This window comes from Yersinia rohdei ATCC 43380, assembly GCF_000173775.1.
Taxonomy (GTDB): domain Bacteria; phylum Pseudomonadota; class Gammaproteobacteria; order Enterobacterales; family Enterobacteriaceae; genus Yersinia; species Yersinia rohdei.
This window is the reverse complement of record NZ_ACCD01000015.1, coordinates 25,753-47,657: the sequence shown is the minus strand read 5'-3', so window position 1 is coordinate 47,657 and position 21,905 is coordinate 25,753. Positions and strand designations below refer to the sequence as shown.

Below are 21,905 nucleotides of genomic sequence, written 5' to 3'. Positions count from 1 at the left end.
ATTGCGCATTCCGTCGGGTGGTCAATTACGTTGGAATGGATATATTGAGCCGAGGTTGAGGATTCGCGTCAGCTCATCCAATGCTTGTCGCCCTTCTTGTAATAGCTGCGGATCTGCCAAATCCTTAAACTGCAAATGATCGCGATAATGTTGGTCAATCCAGTTATTCAGCGCAATAAATAATGCCGGTGTTAGCAGCACTCGGCTATTGACTGCCTGCAACTCGGTGTCATTTAACGCGACACGTAACCGCAAGCAGGCCGGCCCACCACCATTGCGCATGCTTTCGCGCAGATCAAAAACCCGGACTTCATCAATCGGCCCACCACTCTTGATTAACTCAGACAGATAGCGCCACACGTCCGGATTTTCTTGTGATTCTTGAGGAATAACCAACAGCATTTTGCCATCGGGTTTGCTCAATAATTGGCTGTTAAACAGATAGGTCGATACTGCTTGTGCCACCGATACTTGGGCGGCGGGCACTTCAATGCTGATAAATTGTTGCTCAATTTGCCCCATCTTGCGGCGAATATCCACCATAACTTGGCTATCTGATACGAATGCATGCTGATGGTGGAATAACACATTCTTATTGCTGACCGCGATGACATCATTATGAAACACCCCTTGGTCAATAACCGCCGGATTCTGCTGTAGGAAAACTGTCCGCTCGGGGTCTAACAAATGTAACCGTGCAACAGCTTCACTGGCCTCCAGTGTTTGGCGGGCAGGATATCGGCTAGGTGCATCGCCGCTTGCCAGACCTTTACGACCATAAACAAAGACCTGAATCCCCGGCTGGTGATATTCGCCCCCCAGACGATTATGATTCGCCGCCCCTTCATCACCGAATAACTCTACCGAGGGCAAAGCATCATGATGAACAAAGTGGCGGTGGTTATTGAAAACACTTTTCAAGATGGCTGAGGTTGTATCCGCCTCTATCGCCCGATGAAATTTATTATTCAAATTGGCCACAGTAAAATGAACACGGCCATCCGCACTGTCGGCGGAGGGTGAGACAGTTGCAGCATTCGCCGTCCACATTGATGAGGCTGAACTTACCGCAGACAACAAGCGCGGGGACTGGCGCGCGACCTCACTCAAGACTTGCTCATCTGAACCGCTAAAACCTAACTGGCGCAAAACAGCTATCGCCGGGCGCTCTTGCGGCGGCAGCACACCTTGCTGGTAACCTAAATCTGCCAAGGCTTTCATTTTCAGCAAGCCCTGTTTTGCCGCCAGCCGAGGGTTGGAGATGTTGTTTTGATGCTTAGCAGAGGCTTCATTGCCAAATGACAATCCAGCATAGTGATGTGTCAGCCCCACCAATCCATCAAAATTAACTTCATAACCTGCCATCGTCGTCTCCATTGTTGGCCTATTGGCTATCAGGTAAATCGAAAGAAATACCCGGCGACAGGGTTGCTGGCAGTATCAGACTTTCACTTTCAAGTGAGGCCATTGGCCAGGCACAGTAATCGGCGGCATAAAATGCACTTGGCCGATGATTACCCGATGCCCCAACTCCGCCAAAGGGGGCCGCACTGGAAGCGCCGGTTAAGGGCTTGTTCCAGTTAACAATTCCCGCACGGGCTTCTAGTAGCAGTCGTTCAAATTGTTGGCGATCTTCTGAAACCAAACCGATGGCTAAACCAAATCGGGTCTGATTGGCTATTTGTAGCGCCTGACTAAAATCGGTATAGCGGATCACACTCACCATTGGCCCGAAATATTCTTCATCAGGCGCGTTGGGAATGCCGGTGATATCAATGATACCGGGTGTCAGCACGGCACTTTGGCTATCAGGGCGGGTCATGGTTAATAATGGCTGGCCGCCTAACTCAATTAAATGTTGCTGTGCCGCCAGCATTTTTTCTGCTGCTTGCGATGAAATTACCGCCCCCATAAAGGGTGCCGGTTGCATATCCCAGCGGCCAATACGCAGTGCTTTAGCCACCGCGACAAATCGTTGTAAAAAAGCATCGCCCGCGGCGCCAGTTTTCACTAATAGACGACGCGAGCAAGTACAGCGCTGACCGGCAGAGATAAAAGCCGACTGGATAGCCAGATTTACCGCAGCATCACAGTCAGTTACCGGCTCGACAATCAAGGCATTATTGCCGCCCATTTCCAGCGCCAGAATTTTTTCCGGCTGACCGGCCAGTTGGCGATGCAAGTGATAACCGGTATTCGCACTGCCGGTGAACAACAAACCATCAAGATCAGCTTGCGCAGCCAGTGCTTCGCCGGTTTCTCGCCCACCTTGCACCAAATTAATGACGCCATCCGGAATACCCGCCGACTGCCATAATTTGAGGGTTTCTTCTGCCGTCAATGGTGTGAGTTCACTGGGTTTGAACACCACCGTGTTGCCCGCCAACAGTGCTGGAACAATATGGCCATTAGGTAAATGCCCAGGGAAATTGTAGGGGCCAAAAACTGCCAATACCCCATGAGGCCGGTGGCGTAACACCGCAAGGCCATCTGCCATTGGCGTTTGGCTGCTTCCGGTGCGGATTTGATAGGCTTGCAGTGAAATAGCAACTTTGCCAATCATGGCCTGCACTTCCGTCAAGGTTTCCCAGTGCGGCTTGCTGGTTTCTAAGCTGATGGTGCGCGCCAGCTGTTGTTTATGCTGCTCAAGTAAGGCAGCAAAACGTTGAACGACGGCCACCCGCTGTTCCAACGGCGCTTGCGCCCAAGCAGGAAAAGCCTCACGGGCGGCACGGCAAGCCAAGGCAACATCAGTGTTGTCTGCCGCCCGTGCTTGCCATAATAATGTCCCATCCATAGGGTCATGTTTGTCGAAATGTGCACCTTTGCCGGTGTGCCACTTTCCCTGAATAAACAGTGCAGGATGGGTCATTTTTTAATCTCCGGAGCAAAAAGGCTCACAATCCGAACCGAATCACCGGCAACCACACCCAGAGCTGCGGCATTTTGCGTGGTTAAATGCAGTAATTCGTCTGATAGATGGGTGTTAATCAATATTGAGCGGAAATATTGATAACGGTCATTAGCCACTAAATAGGGCGCACCACTGGGGTCGATATCAACATCATCAATAACAACTTTTCGCTTGCTACTGTCGCGTATTGCCCGGACTTCATCAGTATTGGCTTCCAACGTCGGCCCGCCATCAAAGATATCGACATAACCTTGATATTGCAGCCCTTCGGTTTCCAACACGGCCCGCGCCGGGGCGGTATGTGGATGAACCTGACCTATCACTGCACGGGCTTCCTCCGCCAAAAAATCGACATATAGCGGATGTTTGGGCATCAGTTCAGCAATAAACGCTTTTTGCCCTGTTCCACTCAGGTAATCTGCTTTAGCAAATTCAATCGAGAAAAAGTGGCGGCCCACATTTTCCCAAAATGGTGAGCGGCCTTGTTCATCAGTGTAGCCCCGCATCTCCGCAATCACTTTGCGTGAGAAATGCTGCCGAAATGCCGCTATAAACAAAAACCGTACTTTCGATAAGAAAGGGCCGTTTTTATCTTTACGATAATCGGGATCAAGAAACAGTGTGCACAGCTCACTATAGCCGGTGTGATCATTGCTCAGAAATAGGGTCGGTACTGATTTATACACATTGAGCGTTTTAGAGGCGTGCACCAGTGTGCCAACGCGAAAGTTATACCAAGGGTCATTCATGCCCACTGCCACTTCAATGGCACTAACACCCACGACTTTCCCCCGCTCACTGTCTTCCAACACAAACAGATAACCTTGTTCACCCGCAGTCAAAGAACCTTGCCAGGTATTTAATGCGCGCTCAATTCGAGCGGCCAAATATTGCTCATTATGTGGCAGTGAAGTCATGCCAACGCCTGTTTTCCCAGCCAACTCCAGAATATCAGCTAAATCACGGCGCTCTACCGGGCGGATGATCATCATATTAAGATCCTTGATGACTGCATAAATGTTATTACTTAGCCTTACAGCAGACTTGCTCAATACCCTTAGCAAGTCGGGCCAAGCCCTCTTTAATATCGTGCGCAGAGATAATCAGTGATGGTGCAAATCGCACCACATCTGGCCCTGCAATCAATGCAATCAGTCCATGCTCAGCTGCGGCCTGAATGATTTCTTTTGATTTACCGGCATAATCACTGTTAAGCACACAGCCAATAAGCAGCCCGCGCCCACGAATTTCGGTAAATACCTTATAACGGGCATTAATTTCCACCAGACCATCAAGGAACCACTGGTGTCTTTCTTTAACACCGGCCAGGACTTCAGGGGTATTAATCAGGGATAAAACCGTTCCCGCCACGGCGCAAGCCAGTGGATTACCGCCATAAGTCGTGCCATGACTGCCAATATTCAGTGCGCTGGCATATTGGGTGGTCGTCAGCATCGCCGCGATGGGGAATCCGCCGCCCAAGGCTTTGGCACTGGTCAGAACATCAGGTGTGACGCCATAATGCATGTAGGCATACAGATCTCCGGTACGCCCCACCCCAGTTTGCACTTCATCAAAAATCAGTAAGGCATTATGTCGGTCGCACAGCGCCCGCAGGCCATGCAAAAATTCTTTATCCGCAGGCAATACACCGCCCTCGCCCTGAATTGGCTCCACTATCACCGCACAAGTTTGGTCATTAATCAGAGCTTGCGCAGAAGCTAAATCGTTAAAAATACCGTGGCGAATTCCCTCTGGTAGCGGAGCAAAGTCCTGTGAATATTTTGGTTGCCCGCCAGCCGATACGGTGAACAGCGTGCGGCCATGAAACGCATTTTTGAAGGCCACAATCTGGTTTTTTTCGCCCACTTGCCCCGGCTGATTGGCAAAGTTATCCCGGGCATATTTGCGCGCCAGTTTCAGTGCCGCTTCATTGGCTTCGGCCCCTGAATTACAGAAAAACACTTTTTCGGCGAAGGTGGCGTCGATCAACTGCTTCGCCAGACGCAAAACCGGTTCATTGGTATAGCCATTGCCCAAATGCCACACTTTATCGGCTTGCTCAATCAGTGCCGCCTTAACTGCCGGATGCCCATGCCCCAAAGCATTTACGGCGATGCCACCGGCAAAATCGATATAAGATTTGCCCGCTTGATCCCATAACGTCGCCCCTTCACCGCGTACCACAATAAAATCTGCTGGCGCATATGTTGGGACGATCCATTCATCAAAAGACTGTCGGGTAACCGGGATTGACTGTTCCATATTGGCCTCTTTAATCAGCGTAAATATTGGGTTGAGAGACTCGCGTTAGGGCTTCAAGATCCAGCCAACAAAAATCTCTTATTCTGTTAACAATAATGAATGAAATATATTCACCTGATATAAAGTGTACAGCAGCTTTCATGCCATACCGAATGCAATGTGAATAAAATGTAGAAATTGCATAAAAACAATAATTTAAATTGCATAATTATGCAATTTACTCGCATTCCCACTGCATTTCAGCTCTATTTTTGCCCAATAAACTGGGCTTATCTCGAAATTATATGCATTTACAACCAATTTTGTTTTTTGCTCTACTCGATCACATTTTTGCAACACAAAAATAACATCAATACAGGCTATCGCCCTATAAATGGGCAGTATGCGCATCAATTAAGTGCATTTCTGCCACATGAAAAGCAAGATTGAAGTGATGAATAAAGCCGTTTATGCAACAAATAGCCGAGCAGAATGGGGGAGTATCATGCTGGTATTGCGCCATTTTCTGGCGCAATCAGCTGGGTATAAATAGGGGAGATGAGAGATAGATGATTAACGAGAACCGCTACTTGTGCCGTGGGTCAATTGCGTAATAAGTTGTGCCAGAATTTGGATGGCTTTTTCGCTTTGTTCTGACCAGGCAAAGGAAGCATTGAGGCGAAAACAGTGGTCAAATTGGTTGCCGGTAGTAAACATCCGCCCCGGTGCAATACTGACCCCTTGCTCCAGTGCTCGCCGGTATAATTCACTGGCATTGAAGGGCCGCTCCAGCTCCAACCATAAGAAATATCCCCCTGCCGGGTGGCTGATTTTGACATTGGAAGGAAAATGTTCAACCACCGCTTGCCGTAGCGCATTTAATCGCTGCTCCATTACGCGGCGCAAACGGCGCAGATGAGTGTCATAACCGCCCTGACTGAGATAATCAGCAATAGCCAACTGGGTCGGAACACTGGCGGACACCGTGCTCATAAGTTGCAGATGCTGGATTCGCTGTGCATGTTCCCCAGCCGCCACCCATCCCACACGAAACCCCGGAGCCAGGCATTTAGAAAAAGAAGAGCAATGCAGAATTTGCCGGTGTTGATCGAGCGCTTTTGCTGGCAATGGCCGCTCAGCACCAAAGTACAACTCGCCATACACATCATCTTCAATTAGCGAAATATTATGCTGTTGCAGCAGTGCCACCAGCCGTTTCTTCTGCGGCCAAGACATAACACAACCCAACGGATTCTGAAAATGGGTCATCAACCAACAAGCTTTAATCGGATACTGGCTAATGACCTGCTCAAGGGCATCAAGATCCATTCCATGCTGCGGGTGAGTGGTAATAGCGATAGCTTTTAAGCGCAAACGCTCTATCGCCTGTAATGCACCGTAAAAGGCCGGTGATTCAATAACCACCCAATCTCCGGGCTGAGTAACCGCCTGTAAACTCAGACTCAGTGATTCCATCGCCCCCGCAGTAATCACAATTTCTTCAGGTGAAACATTCATTCCACTCGCAGCATAACGCTGGGCAATATTGCGCCGTAAAGACTCATTCCCCGGAGGCAAATTAGTCACGGAACTCTGTGGGGATATCTTGCGCGCGACCCCCGCCAGTGACCTTGACAAACGAGGTTGTAGCAATAGACTTGGATCAGGGAATGCCGAGCCAAAGGGCATTATCGCCGGATCCTTCCCCGCTTGTAACACATCAAAAATAAAGGTGTTTATGTCGACTTGCTCATCCAAATGCAGTTTTTTGCCCCGCTGCGGTTGGGGCAATTGGGTCGGGCGCGACGCGACATAATACCCAGATTGCGGGCGTGCCACTATCCAGCCCTGACTCTCTAGCAACTGATAAGACTGCACCACGGTCATTAAACTTAAACCTGATTGCTTACAACTTTCCCGCAATGAGGGCAGTTTATCGCCGGCTTGCCAAACCTTAGATTGAATTTGTTCCCGGATTTGTTGTGCTAACTGTTCATATCGCGTCATAAGCCAACTGTTATAGGTGAGATTAGATTAATTGTCACTATTATAGCCACTTTAACTTATGGTTAACTAACTGCCAAGTTTAGTCCCTGAAATAATTGCCCATTGCTGCTCCAACAAATAGCCAATGTGGGAATGATTCATTTTATAGATTGATGAGGCAGTACCATGCTTGTAGCGAGGTCACCATGCTCGGCTTAACCGCTCTCGAGTTGGCCAGAATCCAATTCGCTTTCACTATTTCATTCCATATCATTTTCCCTGCAATCACGATCGGCCTCGCCAGTTTTTTGGCGGTTCTTGAGGGGTTATGGTTAAAAACCAAAAATGAGGATTACCGCGATCTTTACCATTTCTGGTCAAAAATATTTGCCGTCAACTTTGGTATGGGGGTTGTTTCTGGCTTGGTTATGGCCTACCAGTTTGGCACTAACTGGAGCTTTTTCTCTGAATTTGCCGGCAGTATCACCGGCCCATTATTAACCTATGAAGTGTTAACTGCATTCTTCCTCGAGGCGGGTTTCCTTGGGGTCATGCTATTTGGCTGGAATCGTGTTGGCCCCGGCTTGCATTTCTTTGCCACTTGCATGGTTGCATTGGGCACCTTAATGTCAACCTTCTGGATATTGGCCTCCAATAGCTGGATGCAAACCCCTCAAGGCTTTGAAATCATTAATGGACAGGTCGTCCCCGTTGACTGGCTAAAAGTTATTTTCAACCCATCATTCCCCTACCGCTTGCTGCACATGTCAACGGCTGCTTTCTTGGCATCCGCATTCTTTGTAGGCGCATCCGCCGCATGGCATTTACTGCGCAAACGCGATACGCCAGCAATGCGAAAAATGTTATCAATGGCAATGTGGATGGCCTTGATTGTCGCCCCGATACAGGCGGTTATTGGTGATGCTCACGGACTAAATACTCTGGAATATCAACCCGCAAAAATTGCCGCTATTGAGGGCCATTGGGAAAATAAACCCGGTGAACCGACACCGCTTATCCTGTTCGGCTGGCCAGATATGAAACAAGAAAAAACCCGTTTCGCACTGGAAATCCCCTATTTGGGGAGCTTGATCCTGACACATAGTCTGGATAAGCAAATCCCGGCACTGAAATCTTTCCCACCAGAAGACCGCCCGAACTCCACCATTGTGTTCTGGTCTTTTCGCATCATGGTCGGGCTAGGCATGTTGATGATTCTGGCTGGTTTTTGGAGTTTATGGCTCCGCTGGCGCGGCAAATTGTATCAATCTCGGCCCTTCCTCCATTTCGTTTTGTGGATGGGGCCATCAGGATTAATCGCCATTCTGGCGGGGTGGTTTACAACCGAAGTGGGCCGCCAGCCGTGGATTGTCTATGGCATACAGCGCACCAAAGATGCCGTGTCATCGCACGGTGAGCTGCACATGAGCATCAGTTTGCTGGTCTTCATTTTGGTCTATGGTTCAGTATTTGGTGTGGGTTATGCCTATATGATGCGCCTGATCCGCAAAGGACCAAAAGCGCATGAAGGTAGCCAACAAGATAAAGGTGGCCCGGGCCAACACGCCACGCCTGCCCGCCCGCTCTCTGCGGTGAGTGAGCCATTCAATGCAGATCCCGGCGAATTAAAAACCGACGACAACCAGAACAGGAGCTAATAATGGGTATCGATCTTCCGCTGATTTGGTTTGTCATTATTGTCTTCAGCACCATGATGTATGTGGTGATGGATGGCTTTGATTTGGGCATCGGGATCCTGTTTCCGTTGGTCAAAAACAGCCGTGACCGGGATTTAATGATGAACAGTGTCGCCCCAGTATGGGATGGCAATGAAACCTGGTTGGTATTGGGCGGGGCTGCCTTGTTAGGCGCATTTCCCTTAGCCTATGCTGTTATTCTTGATGCACTGGCAATCCCGCTTACCTTGATGTTATTGGGCCTTATTTTCCGTGGTGTGGCATTTGAATTCCGCTTTAAAGCGAGCCCAGAAAAACAGCATATCTGGGATAAAGCTTTTATTGGTGGGTCGTTGGTCGCGACATTCACACAGGGAATAGTGGTCGGTGCCTTTATTCACGGTTTCTCGGTCACCGGGCGCAGCTACAGTGGCGGGGCGTTTGATTGGTTTACTCCCTTTGCCCTGTTTTGTGGCTTGGGGCTGGTCACTGCGTATGCACTCCTGGGCTGTACCTGGCTCATCATGAAAACTGAAGGCCATGTACAGCAAGTGATGCATAAATTGGCAAAACCGCTCACTCTGATGATGTTGTTAATTATTGCGGTCATCAGTCTATGGACGCCCCTGACGCATCCACAAATTGCAGCACGCTGGTTTACATTACCCAATCTGTACTGGTTTCTACCGGTGCCCTTGTTAGTGTTATTGGCAAGTTGGGCTTTGCTCCGCGCCGTCAATCGTGGGGGTCATTACGCCCCCTTCCTGTTAACACTCTTATTGGTGTTCTTGGGCTATAGCGGTTTAGGTATCAGTATTTGGCCTTATCTTATTCCGCCATCAATCACCTTATGGCAAGCCGCAGCCCCCCCACAAAGTTTAGGGTTTATGCTAGTCGGTGCTCTCTTTATTATCCCACTCATACTGGTTTACACCTTCTGGAGCTACTACGTATTCCGAGGAAAAATCAATCACGAACAGGGTTATCATTAAATGATGAAATCACAATCACCTTCCCAACCTATTGAGCCGCAAAAATCACCTTGGTGGAAGAAAATGGGGTGGATGCTGATTATCTGGTGCGCCAGTGTGTTGGCTTTATTGGCAGTCTCGATGCTGTTCCGTATGATGATGACTGCCGCCGGTATGAAATCTCATTGAATTTCAGTATTAAAAGCGGCAAGGTTGCCACGTCTATTGGTTAAAGGAATTCCACTTTATGAAGCGTTATCTCATCCCATTAGTGAATCAGATAGCTCTACTGATGATACTGCTGGGTATGTTAGGGCTGGCTGGCATGACTATCTCGTCATGGATGGCTCAAAGCATTCAGGGTAACGCGCACGCCATCAATAAAGCGGGTTCATTACGTATGCAAAGCTACCGGCTGCTTTCTATGGTGCCGCTAGATAAAGAGGAACTGCCTTATCTGGCGGCATTAGAGCAAGATAAAACCAGTAGTGATTTACAGCGTGCGCTGCAACGAGAAGGGTTAACCAGCCAGTATCAGAAAATTGAACGTTACTGGCAAAACACATTAAAACCACAACTGCTACAAGCTAAACATCCTGAAGACGTTGCCAACAGTGTGGCTGATTTTGTTCATCAACTGGATACACTAGTATTGGCCATTGATCATAAAACCGAACAGCGCCTGCTGTTAGTCACCATGATCCAGTTGGTCTTTATTGTGCTGACACTGGGCTTGCTGCTGGCCACTATTTATTATCTGCGCCGCCGTTTATTGCGCCCGTGGCTGCAATTAATCTCAATGGCTAATGCCATTGGTCGTGGTGATTTTAGCAAGCGTTATACCCTGTCCAATCAACGCGATGAAATGGGGATGTTGGGCACCGCACTGAATAGAATGTCACAAGAACTTTCTTTGATTTACAGTGATTTGGAGCAACGAGTTGCCCAGAAAACAGCCGATCTACAGCAAAAGAACCAAGTGCTGGCATTTCTCTATCACAGCAGCCGTCAACTGCATACCCACCAGCCCCTGAGCGAGCGGTTAGTGCCGGTCATTGAGCAATTACAGACACTGACGCCACTGGAAAACGTGCAAATCTGCTTGTATGAAAACCATCTGTATAATGCCCACCTCACAGACAATACCGATGGGGAATATTTACCACCGCAAAATCGGCCAGCGCAATTAACAATCAGTGGGTCATCAACTGCCGTAAGTCGGGCAACTTTGCGTGAGTCCCTAAGCTGGAGTCTGAGTGATAAACTTGGCCAATATGGCTTACTACTGGCAAAACTGCCTTCAGCCTCCCCCCTTAACTCTGATCAACAGCAGTTGGTTAATATGCTGGTCGAGCAACTGACCAGTACTCTGGCTTTGGAAACTCAGTCTCGGCATCAGCAACAATTGTTACTTATGGAAGAGCGTTCGGCCATCGCGCGCGAACTGCACGACTCTATCGCCCAGTCCCTTTCTTGTCTGAAAATACAAATCAGCTGTTTGCAAATGCAAGCCCCAGATTTACCCGAGCCAAGTAAAATATTAGTCCAACAAATGCGCGATGAACTTAATATTGCTTATCGTGAGCTACGAGAATTACTGACAACTTTCCGCTTGAAACTAAATGAAGCAACACTGCGGGCCGCACTGCAAACTCTGGTCAATGAATTCAGCGAACGGGCCAGCTTGCCCATTAGCTTTGATTTCAATTTACCGTCAAATGCCGTTCCTGATCATCAAGCAATTCATATGGTAAACATTGCCCGTGAAGCACTGAATAATATTTATAAACATGCTCAGGCCAGCGAAGCTGGGGTAAAAGTGACTGTCGAAGAAGGCGATATCATCATGTCTATCGTCGACAATGGCTGCGGAATTGGCCAAGCCAATGAGCGGCCAAATCATTACGGCCTGATAATTATGCAAGATAGGGCCACCAGTCTGAACGGACATTGTGATATTCGTCAGCGCGAAGAAGGTGGCACAGAGGTACGGGTGCGATTTACCCCCGATAACAATGATATTGACTGATGTTTTTTCTCAACGTATCCATCAGACCACTAAATTTGGTAATCGATCACCATTTCATCGGTTGCCACGGCCAGCACTTTCTCTTTAATGTCATGCAGGGAAAGTGTTGGGTTACAGAGCTGGATAAAAAACCAAATAAAGTTACGTTGTAACTGTCCTCGTTTTAATCCCAGCCAAACCGTATTGGCTTCAAACAGATGCTCGGCGTTCAGCCGAACTAACCCCTGATCGCGATGCGCTTCATAAGACATATCCGCCAGAATACCCACCCCCATCCCCAATTCAACATAGGTTTTAATCACATCAGCATCTTGTGCACTGAGGGCAATATCGGGAACCAGGCCCGCGTTTTTAAAGGCATCATCCAAACGGGATCGCCCAGTAATACCTTGCCGATAGGTAATTAATGGCAAGCGACTCAAGATTTCTAGCGTGATATTGTTCTCTTGTGTTAAAGGATGATTTTCCGGCACGACAATCGCGTGATGCCAGCGATAATAAGGAAATGCAGCAACAGATTCATCACTCATCAATAACTCAGTGGCAATGCCAATATCTGCCTCGCCAGATTGCAGCATCGCCGAAATTTCTTGAGGACTGCCCTGGCTTATCACCAACTTTACTTGTGGATATAACAGCCGAAACTCTTTAATCACGCGGGGCAAGCTATAGCGCGCTTGGGTATGTGTGGTGGCTATATTTAACTGCCCGCTTTCATTATTGCTAAATACATCCGCCAGGCGACGGATTTGATTAGCATCATTCAACATCCGCTCCGCCAGTATTAGCAGTTCTTTACCCGGCTCAGTCATGCCTAACAAGCGCTTGCCACGCCGAATATAAATCTCGATCCCTAATTCTTCTTCTAATTCCCGAATATGCCTGCTTACGCCGGATTGTGATGTAAATAAAGTATTTGCCACTTCAGTCAGATTGTAATTACAACGGGCTGATTCCCGAATGATTTTAAGTTGCTGGAAATTCACCTCAGGCTCCTTTCATCCAGATTTATCATTAGATCTACGGAGGATGAAGCCAGCAAACAAAGACAAAAAAAATGTTGCTTATGTTTTTTGGTACTAAGAACAGTGAATAAGACGGGAAAATATCGAACTTTAATAAGGACAATTAAAAATACTTCTATTTTTCAAAGTAATAGCTATTTATTTTCTGTTTTTTGTTTGGCTGGCAGTAAGGCAATAAAGTGAAATTCGCTATATTACATTCCTTTTTAATATAGCGATTAGCCGTGCAAGGCCATCTTATAGCGATACCATCTCATGACATGCCAGAACTCGGGTCGATGCTATCCCGGCTCAAGGGAAAGATTTCTTTTCGTTTTCCTGATACTCTTTTATGCAAATAATTATCATTAAGATTTCTTAGTGATATAGTTAATTACTTAAAAAGCCACCGTCATGCTGGCTGATGAAAAGAATGAAACACCATAAGATAAGAAGGATAAACTGTGACCACCGAATCAACCGCAGCAAAACCCAAATATCGGCCAACGCCACCCCGTTTGGTACAGGTAAAAAAGGTTGTCGATATCTCCCCCCATTTGCGCCGCATTACTTTTCATAGCCCAACATTAGAGAACTACCCATCAGATTGTGCTGGTGCGCACCTGAAAATTTTCCTGCCACTGGCACATCAAACACAGCCAGAATTACCCGTACTGAGCGAAAAAGGGCCAATATGGCCGGCAGCAGACTTACGCCCTATTGTTCGAACCTATTCCGTCCGCGCTATTCGCGCTGCACAAGCTGAGATTGATATTGAATTTGCCCTTCATGACCACCACGGCCCAGCGGTAAGTTTCGCCCGTAATGCAAAAATCGGTGACTGGCTGGGGATAACTAACCCCGGCGGGCCAGAAACTATGTTACCCGCGGCGACATTCAGTTATTTGGTTGGCGACCCCTCTTCACTCCCTGCCCTTGCCGCATTATTGGCAACACTGCCCGCAGATGCTAAAGGGCGTGCCATTATTCGCGTGGATACCTCATCGGATATACTTGATTTGGTTAAACCTAGCGCAGTTGAGCTTAGCTGGGTAATCGGGGGCACCGAGCAAACGGATGAGGTTATCGCCCAATTTTGTGCTCTGAATTTGCCAATGGCGGAAGCCACTTTTTGGCTCGCCGGTGAAGACCGAATGGTGGTGGCACTGCGCCGTTATCTGCGCCGTGAAAAAGGTTGTGAGCGCCAACAACTTTATGCCGTCCCCTACTGGCGTGAAGGGCTGAATGAAGAAGATTATCATCACAAACGCCATGCAGTGATGGATAATATTGATAGCTAAAACAGATTAATCTCCATAAAATCAATGGGCATTACTCAGTCATGTCCATTTTCATGTTTTTTTTTATTCTTCCCAGTTAAAACCCTGTAAATTTCCTGCGACAATTCCCTGTTATTTGTTAGTCTTAAAGCTACTTAGCCTGCAATATGGCGCTTAATTATCGTTAAATGGCTCTAATGCCCGTTTAATACAGTAAAGTTATTAGGAGCGTGCTCGAAATGAAGTCGCAAAACGATCCTGGCAGATCTAAATCCCGCCATCACGAATACTCACTCATCCTGCCAATTATTGCACTGGTCATTCTTAATATTTGGGGTGATACCAGCAATTTTGCCACAATCATTGTTATCAACCTAATTGCTCTGGTGGGTATTCTGAGCAGTGCTTTCAGTGTGGTGCGTCATGCCGACGTACTGGCACACCGTTTGGGCGAACCCTACGGCTCATTGATTCTCAGCCTGTCGGTGGTGGTACTTGAGGTCAGTTTGATCTCCGCGATGATGGCAACCGGCGATGCCGCACCAGCATTGATGCGCGACACCCTCTATTCAATCATCATGATTGTTATCGGTGGATTGGTCGGGGTGTCCTTGCTACTTGGGGGGCGTAAATTTGCTACCCAGCACGTCAATCTGGTCGGTATCAAACAATACCTGATGGCTATCTTCCCGCTGGCAATCATTGTGCTGGTATTACCAAGCACGCTACCTGATGGCAGTTTTAGTGTGGCACAGTCATTGGTTGTCGCTGCAATTTCGGCGGCGATGTACGGTGTTTTCCTGCTGATTCAAACCAAAACGCATCAAAACCTGTTTGTCTACGAACATGAAGACGAAGGTGATGACCCAAGCGATCCTCACCACGGGAAACCTTCTTCTCACAGCAGTCTGTGGCATACCTTTTGGTTGTTGATTCATCTGGTTGCGGTAATTGCGGTGACTAAATTTGATGCCAACCCATTGGAAGCATTACTGAGCGAGCTCAATGCACCGGCTAAATTTACCGGCTTCCTGATAGCCTTACTGATTCTGTCACCAGAAGGTTTAGGGGCGTTAAAAGCCGTATTGGCTAACCAAGTACAGCGGGCCATGAATTTGTTCTTCGGTTCCGTGCTGGCAACTATTTCTCTGACTGTCCCCGCGGTAACCTTGATTGCCGTATTAACCGGGCAGGAGCTGAACTTTGGTCTGGAAGCACCCCATATCGTGGTAATGGTCAGTGTCTTGATCCTGTCGCAAATTTCATTCTCTACCGGCAGAACCAATGTGCTCAATGGCACGGCCCATCTGGCATTATTTGCGGCCTATATGTTGACGATTATGCTGTAACAGTAGTTCACTGCTTTCCTTATCAATAAGCAAAAAAGCAAATTGCGGACATAGTTAACTGGAGGGGAGATGTGCCGAATGGGCCATGGCTGCAAAAGTGGCAAAAGCGCCCACAGGTGCAGTCGCCCCGACGGATACTGAACTGAAAATAGCAGCTTATCATCAAACAAAAAGGGGCAAGTTTAATTAACTTGCCCCTTTTCATTGAATCAACCACTCATAACCTTTAGCTATGAATAGGCATTTAACGTGTGCTGACACAGAGCTGAACGGACACAATCTTGTTTATCAAAACGGATGATGCCAATCATGTCATCTTCAGCAAAGCGCTCCAGCGCATCACTGAGACCTGATTTTACCCCACGCGGAAGGTCACATTGGGTAATATCACCATTAACGATGACCGTGACATTTTCCCCCAAACGGGTCAGAAACATCTTCATTTGGCTGGCGGTCACATTTTGTGCCTCATCGAGAATAACCACCGCATTCTCAAAGGTACGCCCACGCATATAGGCGAAAGGCGCAATTTCTACTTTACCAATTTCTGGACGCAGACAATATTGCATAAAAGAAGAGCCGAGTCGGCGCAGTAGAATGTCATATACCGGGCGGAAATAAGGCGCGAATTTCTCAGAAATATCACCAGGCAGGAATCCCAGATCCTCATCTGCCTGTAGCACAGGCCGCGTCACAATTATCCGTTCAACTTCTTTGTGAATTAATGCTTCCGCAGCCTTGGCTGCGCTGATAAAGGTTTTACCACACCCGGCTTCACCCGTAGCGAAGATGAGTAGTTTACTGTCTATGGCTGATAAGTAATGACCTTGAGCTTCCGTACGCGCCTGAATAACGGAGGTATCGCGGCTGTCCCGTGCCATACCTATTGATTCAACACCGCCCATTTGCACTAACGATGTCACGTTTTCTTCCTCACGCTGACGATGACTACGTGAATCACGTCTAATTACGCGTTTCGCTTCACGACGAGCTTTGATCACTGCTTTCTGTCTTCCCATAGTGGCACCTTTCAGTTTGATTCACCTACCGCAGCAGAAATTGCCTGCGCGATTATGATTCACATACGGATGAGGTTTCGGCTTCCTTTGCAGCCAATAATAGCCAATGAAAATGCAGATAATGTAAGCACCTAAATAAATTGAATAACAAAAAGAGTCGGGTGAATACAGTATTGCAAGGGGAGTTATTAGGTAAGATTAATACCAAGGACAACGACGTGGATAACAATGATATGACTGATATTGTAGAGACAGATAATGGTAGTGTAGAGGGAATTTTAGCGTCGGAGAGAAGGCCCTCGTAGCAACGAGTTGTGAGAATGAAACTTTGGTCTTGTCTTAACAGCCCAATCATGGACTCTACCATTAGCGATCCCCGCAGTGATAAACACTAAGCTAAACACTTTGTGAAAAATACCGCCAGATGATTACAGTATAATGACAGTCTTACGTTTCGCGATATCAAAATGTAAAAAAATATATATTCTCAATTTGCTTATTTTTTAATCTTATTATTTTTTGTACCCGGTTAGCCTATTAGGTTCTTTAATGCTCGCCACGATAAACCGGCAGGGTAATTTTACCTTTACTCTCTTGTTGGTGTTTTAAGCAAAGGCAATATTAATAATAAATATAAAATACAATCAGATAACATCCGCCATGATGAGTATGGCTATCACTAGCGGCTAATTCTTAAATCCTGTAATCGTGCTTTCTGTTGACCTTGGCTATCAAAGTTATCCATAGCCAGCCAATCATTAAATGCCTGTTTAATTAATGGCCACTCACGGTCAGTTATAGCATACCAATTGGTATCTCTATTACGCCCTTTAGTCACGACAGCCTGGCGAAATTGCCCCTCATACTGGAAACCAAATCGTGCGGCAGCGGTATTTGATGGCTCATTAAGTGAATCACATTTCCACTCACAACGCCGGTAACCTAACTTGTCGAAGACATAATGTAATAATAAATATATCCCTTCAGTACCCGCCGAATTACGTTTTAAGCGCGGCGACCAATTAACAGAGCCTATCTCGATAACACCATTATCCTCATCAATTCGCTGTAGCCCCACAGTGCCTAATGCAAGACCAGATTGCGCATCAACAACCGTGTAGTGAACAGCATCTTTCGCATTGATTAACCTTTGTAGATATTGATGAAAACTGTCTTCATTCTCTGGTCGGTCGCAATAAAAATAAGTCCAATCACGGGCATCTTTAGTATTGTGATAGGCGTCAAATAAGCATGATTCGTGCTTATCAATATTTATAGGTGTCAAATAGCAAAAATGTCCCGGTAAAATCTCGCGCTGAGGACGTTGTGCAGATTGCCAATGTGCTATCTCTGCTCCAATAACCTGTCCGAATTCGTTTTGTTTCATTATGTGCTCCCGTTGTAATGCAACTGCCAAAGGAATACTAATTATAACCACTAAAAATAAATCCTTTTAAATCATGGCAATATGCTAAGTTGACGTAATGCAGGAAATCAAAAATCGTTGATATTTACTTGGCAGAACTGACTTTAGGAAGAAAAGCATAAGACAGCACTGACTACCCGATAATAAGCGCCTATTACTTACTATCAAGTAGTCAGAGATAATTTAATTCTTACCTTTGGCGTAAATTGATTACCGGTGCGACAGTGGGAAGTTGTAAACCTTCTTTAATTTCCCGCAGTTGACCCTCATCATCATTATAGAGCGTGAGACAAGAACCGGCTTGTAATTGGGCAATCATCTCGCCGCTCATGTCCAAACTGTCCGCCAGCTCATCGTCATCCAGATGAGGCCGGTGGCCACGGCGTTCAACCTGAAACCGAATCTGATTATATTTCGCCCAAGCAATCAACACGATAGCATTAAAAATCGCGATCACCACATAAAGTGCCAGCGTCGTCAGGCCAGCTAAAATGTAAATTCTGAACGGAATTGGCCCCATATTCGGTGCTCTGTCGAGCATCGCCACAAAACCTTTCACGAATAAGAAGATAAAACCAAACCATGCTAATGCCGTGATAATAATATCAATCCAACGAGGAATAGCCCGCTGCTCGGTATGAATTAGAGGTTCGCTCATGGTTTAACCCTCCCTATCCCGCGATCCGGGCTCACCCAGCGCGCACGTTTACGTTTAGCTTTGAGCATGACTTTGGGGAAGGCAACCACCGTGGTTAACAAACTCAACATCCAGTAAACCATCGGGTACCAAATGACCCAGAATAGCGACCGCCCCAACTTTGGCTCATAGCGCCGTTCAATGACCAAACTGACAGCAAACTGCAACAGGCAGGTCAATGCCAATACCATCCCGGTAAAGGCGGGCGGGAAGATAGTCTGCACATGGATTCCCGGCGGCAAAGTAATGACCAGCCCCAACAGGAACAAACTGACACTGAGCAGATAAGTAAAGGCCCACGTGATCGACAGCGAATACTCAAAGAACAGCATCCACATCCGACGGTTGCGCCAACGCCACAATTTGAACATATTCTTCTGGAAAACCTCACCCCCGCCTTGCGCCCAACGCAGACGTTGTTTCCATAAGCCCGCCAAGGTTTCTGGCATTAAAATCCAGCATAATCCCCGCGGTTCAAAGAATACCGACCAATGTCTTATCTGTAATTTCCAGCTGATATCAATGTCTTCGGTTATCATATCTGGGCTCCAATAGCCCACATCAGCAAGTGCCCTACGACGGAAAGCGGCCACCACCCCCGAGACTGTGAAGACTTGCCCATAGACGCGCTGCGTCCGTTTAATCAACCCGATAATTGATGAGAACTCCCCCACCTGAACCCGGCCAATTAAGGTTGACCGCGTGCGGATTCGTGGATTACCCGTCACCGCGCCGACCCGAGGGTTGGCAATCAGCGGCGCGACCAGATAAGGCACCGCCTTTTTATCCAGTAAGGCATCACCATCGATACACACCAAATATTCACTGCGCGCCGCGGCAGCCCCCATGCGCAAAGCGATAGCTTTACCCTGATTATGGGCGAGATGAATAACACGCAGGCGCGGGTCTTCAACTAACATGGCATCCAGCACCTGTGCAGTATCGTCACTGGAACCATCATTGATGGCTATAACTTCAATATTGGTATAAGTCTGTGCCAGTGCCGCGTGAATGGTTTCCCGTGCATTTAATCCTTCATTAAAACAAGGGATCAAAATAGACACTAATGGATTGCCCTTCAGCTCAGGGGCGGGGACATCCTCACCCCACGGCCAATGTCTTTCACGCCGCAGCCAGAAATAGATACCGCCTGTAATCCAGATACCGGACATAAACAGCGGATAGAAGAAAACAAAATTCAACAGGACATCGCCGGTAAAGAGTAAAACCATCCCCACAGGAATGCTCAATACCAGGCACAGGATAAGTACCGCAGTTATTCTATCGATCATATAAAGGATACCAGGCAGAAGATAGCACAGGGCGGACATCTTTTAGCGGTGGTTCGCCAGTGATAAAGTTATCCGGATAGTAACCAAAATTTTGCGCGCCATTTAACTGCAACTGGCGCATCCATCCCGCCAATATAGGGCCACTGATGGCATTGCTGCCTTCCGGTTTGGTCCAATCTTTCGCTTGCAGTTCAAATACGGTCTTATTCAGTGCACCTGGGCGCTGTGCAACTTTATTAACCAACTGTGATAACCACTCGTTAGAATCTGAAAGCGGCACCTTTTCCATTAGCGGCATAGCCATTGGCGCCACCCAATCATAATTTGCCAGGAAATCATCAAAATTCTGTGCAAACCAAGCTTCACTTTCCGGTTCTAAAATCGGCATCGCAAATATATTACGAGCTGATTTGACTTGCGGGCCACGAATGGCGCGCACTTCCCGGGTCAGTTCATTGGTGAAATCAATCAAATATTGACTCTTATAGCGCGTCCAGCGGGCCATGGTTTCCGGATTGTTACGTATCTCGGTAATTGAACCTGGGAAGCCCGCTTTTTCATAGGCACGAATAGCATCCGGCGACGCATCTTCGAAATCGGACATTACCGCATCGTCGTGATACAAAATCCCATCAATAGGGGCGCTATAGGCCAAATCGCGATAAATATCGATTACGCGCTGCCTCACTTCCGGGTTGAATGGCGATAGACGACGGTATTGATCCGGATCGATGCTGGTTTTGCCCGTTTTGGGGTCAATACGCTGCACTCGAGGTAAGGAAGAGTCCATATCAAACGCCAATACCGGCATCCAGGCATAGACGTTAACATCCGGGCGCGATGCCAATTGCCAGGCCACACGGTTAAACAAGTCTTGGCGCATCGGTACCCAGCGATTTGGGAAATAAACCTGCTTAATATTGCCATCGCCTTTGGGGTCTGAGAATGCTTGCAAAAACACCGTGTTAACACGTAAATCTGAAATCCGCTGTATCAACTTATCGAGATTTTCCTTTTCCTGAACAGGGTCTGGATCGTAGAGATAATCCAAATCAACATGCGCTACCCGCATGATGTCTTTTTCCTGTACGGAGGTGATTAACTGAGCAAAATCTTTCAACGACGGATTATTACTGATCAAAATACGCGGGATATTCATCAGGTCATTGACGTTACCAATACCCGGATCCAGTGTCATCGCCATTTGATAACCCTGTTGGCGCAAGATACTGAGAACGGTGCCATTCGGTGCACCATAAGGCCACACCCACACTCTTGGGTGCTTACCTGTCGCCTTAATAATGCGCTCGGTTATCAATGAAATATCTTTTTCCATCCGCTGTTTAAATGCGGCTTCAGTTTCATATTTTTTCGTCTTAGGGTCATAGCTCAGATTGGCCGCCGCCGGCTCAGTATTTCCCTGCGGATTGGCGAGCACACCATAATGTGATGCATAGGTATGTGCGCCAATTTCAATCAGTTTTGATTTAGACATTTCGCTGATCTGTTTCCAGGTCAGGAAACGGTTTCGGTCAGTACTTAAACCGCCAAAATCCACCTTTTTATTCGCCGGGGTATCAAGCCATATGCCGACGGGGGCCAATACCGCACTTAAGTTATTGGCTTCTAATAAGGGGTAAACGCGGTTGTAAAAACTGCTGTAACCATCATCAAACGTCAGCAAAACGGCCTTGTTGGGCAACGGCGTCCCGCCATTGTGGGCGGTCAGAATTTGATCTACAGACACCACGTTGTAACGATTGTCTTTCAACCAGGCTAACTGTTCACTTAGCGCGCTGCTGCGAACCGATAAATAGCGTTGGTCGGCTGAGTCATCTTCAACATCATGATAAGCAATAACCACAAAAGTATTCTTCTGCCACGGTCTTTCACTGAGCGGTAACTCGCGCTCAGCCGGGGGAACAAAAACCGGTTTTTCTGCATAGCAGACAGAGGCCAGCAGAGTTATCACTCCAACTGTAAGTATTCGTATGAAAAATAGTATCTTCGCCATGAAG

Annotated in this window: 17 protein-coding genes; 6 read left to right on the top strand and 11 right to left on the bottom strand. The window is 47.4% G+C overall.

The window, feature by feature from the left end; all coding sequences use genetic code 11:
* Positions 1–21 precede the first annotated feature (21 nt).
* The 5 genes from astB to YROHD0001_RS07135 form a co-directional block, all read right to left on the bottom strand.
* On the bottom strand, positions 22–1,365 hold the full coding sequence (astB, locus tag YROHD0001_RS07110) for an N-succinylarginine dihydrolase (protein ID WP_004715167.1): 1,344 nt from the start codon (positions 1,363–1,365) through the stop codon (positions 22–24).
* A gap of 19 nt (positions 1,366–1,384) precedes the next feature.
* On the bottom strand, positions 1,385–2,872 hold the full coding sequence (gene astD, locus YROHD0001_RS07115; protein ID WP_032817101.1) for a succinylglutamate-semialdehyde dehydrogenase: 1,488 nt from the start codon (positions 2,870–2,872) through the stop codon (positions 1,385–1,387).
* Positions 2,869–3,906 carry an arginine N-succinyltransferase gene (astA, locus tag YROHD0001_RS07120; protein ID WP_032817100.1) on the bottom strand — a complete coding sequence of 346 codons (1,038 nt, stop codon included), beginning with the start codon at positions 3,904–3,906 and terminating at the stop codon, positions 2,869–2,871. The genes astD and astA overlap by 4 nt, the downstream gene beginning before the upstream one ends.
* A gap of 31 nt (positions 3,907–3,937) precedes the next feature.
* Positions 3,938–5,179 carry an aspartate aminotransferase family protein gene (locus YROHD0001_RS07125; protein ID WP_004715164.1) on the bottom strand — a complete coding sequence of 414 codons (1,242 nt, stop codon included), beginning with the start codon at positions 5,177–5,179 and terminating at the stop codon, positions 3,938–3,940.
* Between the two features lie 552 nt (positions 5,180–5,731).
* The gene (locus YROHD0001_RS07135; protein ID WP_004715159.1) at positions 5,732–7,165 is read right to left on the bottom strand and encodes an aminotransferase-like domain-containing protein; all 1,434 of its coding nucleotides are present in this window, start codon (positions 7,163–7,165) and stop codon (positions 5,732–5,734) included.
* 185 nt (positions 7,166–7,350) lie between these two features.
* Here YROHD0001_RS07135 and YROHD0001_RS07140 point away from each other — a divergent pair, with 185 nt between their 5' ends.
* From YROHD0001_RS07140 to narX, 4 genes are read left to right on the top strand one after another with little or no spacing between them, the layout of a single operon-like run.
* Positions 7,351–8,802, top strand: coding sequence for a cytochrome ubiquinol oxidase subunit I (locus tag YROHD0001_RS07140; protein ID WP_004715158.1), 1,452 nt, complete (start codon positions 7,351–7,353; stop codon positions 8,800–8,802).
* A gap of 2 nt (positions 8,803–8,804) precedes the next feature.
* Positions 8,805–9,812 (top strand): cytochrome d ubiquinol oxidase subunit II, encoded by a 1,008-nt coding sequence (gene cydB / locus YROHD0001_RS07145; RefSeq protein WP_004715157.1) that lies wholly within the window; start codon positions 8,805–8,807, stop codon positions 9,810–9,812.
* The gene (locus YROHD0001_RS19720; RefSeq protein WP_004715156.1) at positions 9,813–9,980 is read left to right on the top strand and encodes a DUF2474 domain-containing protein; all 168 of its coding nucleotides are present in this window, start codon (positions 9,813–9,815) and stop codon (positions 9,978–9,980) included.
* Positions 9,981–10,038: 58 nt separating this feature from the next.
* Positions 10,039–11,820, top strand: a complete 1,782-nt coding sequence (gene narX / locus YROHD0001_RS07150; protein ID WP_004715155.1) for a nitrate/nitrite two-component system sensor histidine kinase NarX — start codon at positions 10,039–10,041, stop codon at positions 11,818–11,820.
* A gap of 29 nt (positions 11,821–11,849) precedes the next feature.
* Here narX and cbl read toward each other — a convergent pair whose 3' ends face one another.
* Entirely contained in the window at positions 11,850–12,806 is a 957-nt protein-coding gene (gene cbl, locus YROHD0001_RS07155; protein WP_004715154.1) for an HTH-type transcriptional regulator Cbl, read from the bottom strand.
* Between the two features lie 482 nt (positions 12,807–13,288).
* Here cbl and YROHD0001_RS07160 point away from each other — a divergent pair, with 482 nt between their 5' ends.
* Both YROHD0001_RS07160 and chaA read left to right on the top strand, forming a co-directional pair.
* Complete coding sequence (locus YROHD0001_RS07160) at positions 13,289–14,125, top strand: siderophore-interacting protein (protein ID WP_004715153.1); 837 nt, start codon at positions 13,289–13,291, stop codon at positions 14,123–14,125.
* Between the two features lie 218 nt (positions 14,126–14,343).
* The gene (gene chaA / locus YROHD0001_RS07165) at positions 14,344–15,453 is read left to right on the top strand and encodes a sodium-potassium/proton antiporter ChaA (RefSeq protein WP_004715152.1); all 1,110 of its coding nucleotides are present in this window, start codon (positions 14,344–14,346) and stop codon (positions 15,451–15,453) included.
* A 230-nt stretch (positions 15,454–15,683) separates the two neighbouring features.
* Here the strand turns inward: chaA and phoH are convergent, their stop codons facing one another.
* The 5 genes from phoH to pgaB form a co-directional block, all read right to left on the bottom strand.
* Positions 15,684–16,472, bottom strand: a complete 789-nt coding sequence (phoH, locus tag YROHD0001_RS07170; RefSeq protein ID WP_032817099.1) for a phosphate starvation-inducible protein PhoH — start codon at positions 16,470–16,472, stop codon at positions 15,684–15,686.
* Positions 16,473–17,151: 679 nt separating this feature from the next.
* On the bottom strand, positions 17,152–17,859 hold the full coding sequence (locus YROHD0001_RS07175) for a GNAT family N-acetyltransferase (RefSeq protein WP_032817097.1): 708 nt from the start codon (positions 17,857–17,859) through the stop codon (positions 17,152–17,154).
* Between the two features lie 229 nt (positions 17,860–18,088).
* On the bottom strand, positions 18,089–18,556 hold the full coding sequence (pgaD, locus tag YROHD0001_RS0118045; RefSeq protein WP_032817095.1) for a poly-beta-1,6-N-acetyl-D-glucosamine biosynthesis protein PgaD: 468 nt from the start codon (positions 18,554–18,556) through the stop codon (positions 18,089–18,091).
* The gene (pgaC, locus tag YROHD0001_RS07180; RefSeq protein WP_032817093.1) at positions 18,553–19,887 is read right to left on the bottom strand and encodes a poly-beta-1,6-N-acetyl-D-glucosamine synthase; all 1,335 of its coding nucleotides are present in this window, start codon (positions 19,885–19,887) and stop codon (positions 18,553–18,555) included. Before pgaC ends, pgaD begins: the two co-directional genes overlap by 4 nt.
* Positions 19,877–21,901 (bottom strand): poly-beta-1,6-N-acetyl-D-glucosamine N-deacetylase PgaB, encoded by a 2,025-nt coding sequence (gene pgaB / locus YROHD0001_RS07185; protein ID WP_032817092.1) that lies wholly within the window; start codon positions 21,899–21,901, stop codon positions 19,877–19,879. The genes pgaC and pgaB overlap by 11 nt, the downstream gene beginning before the upstream one ends.
* Positions 21,902–21,905: the final 4 nt, after the last annotated feature.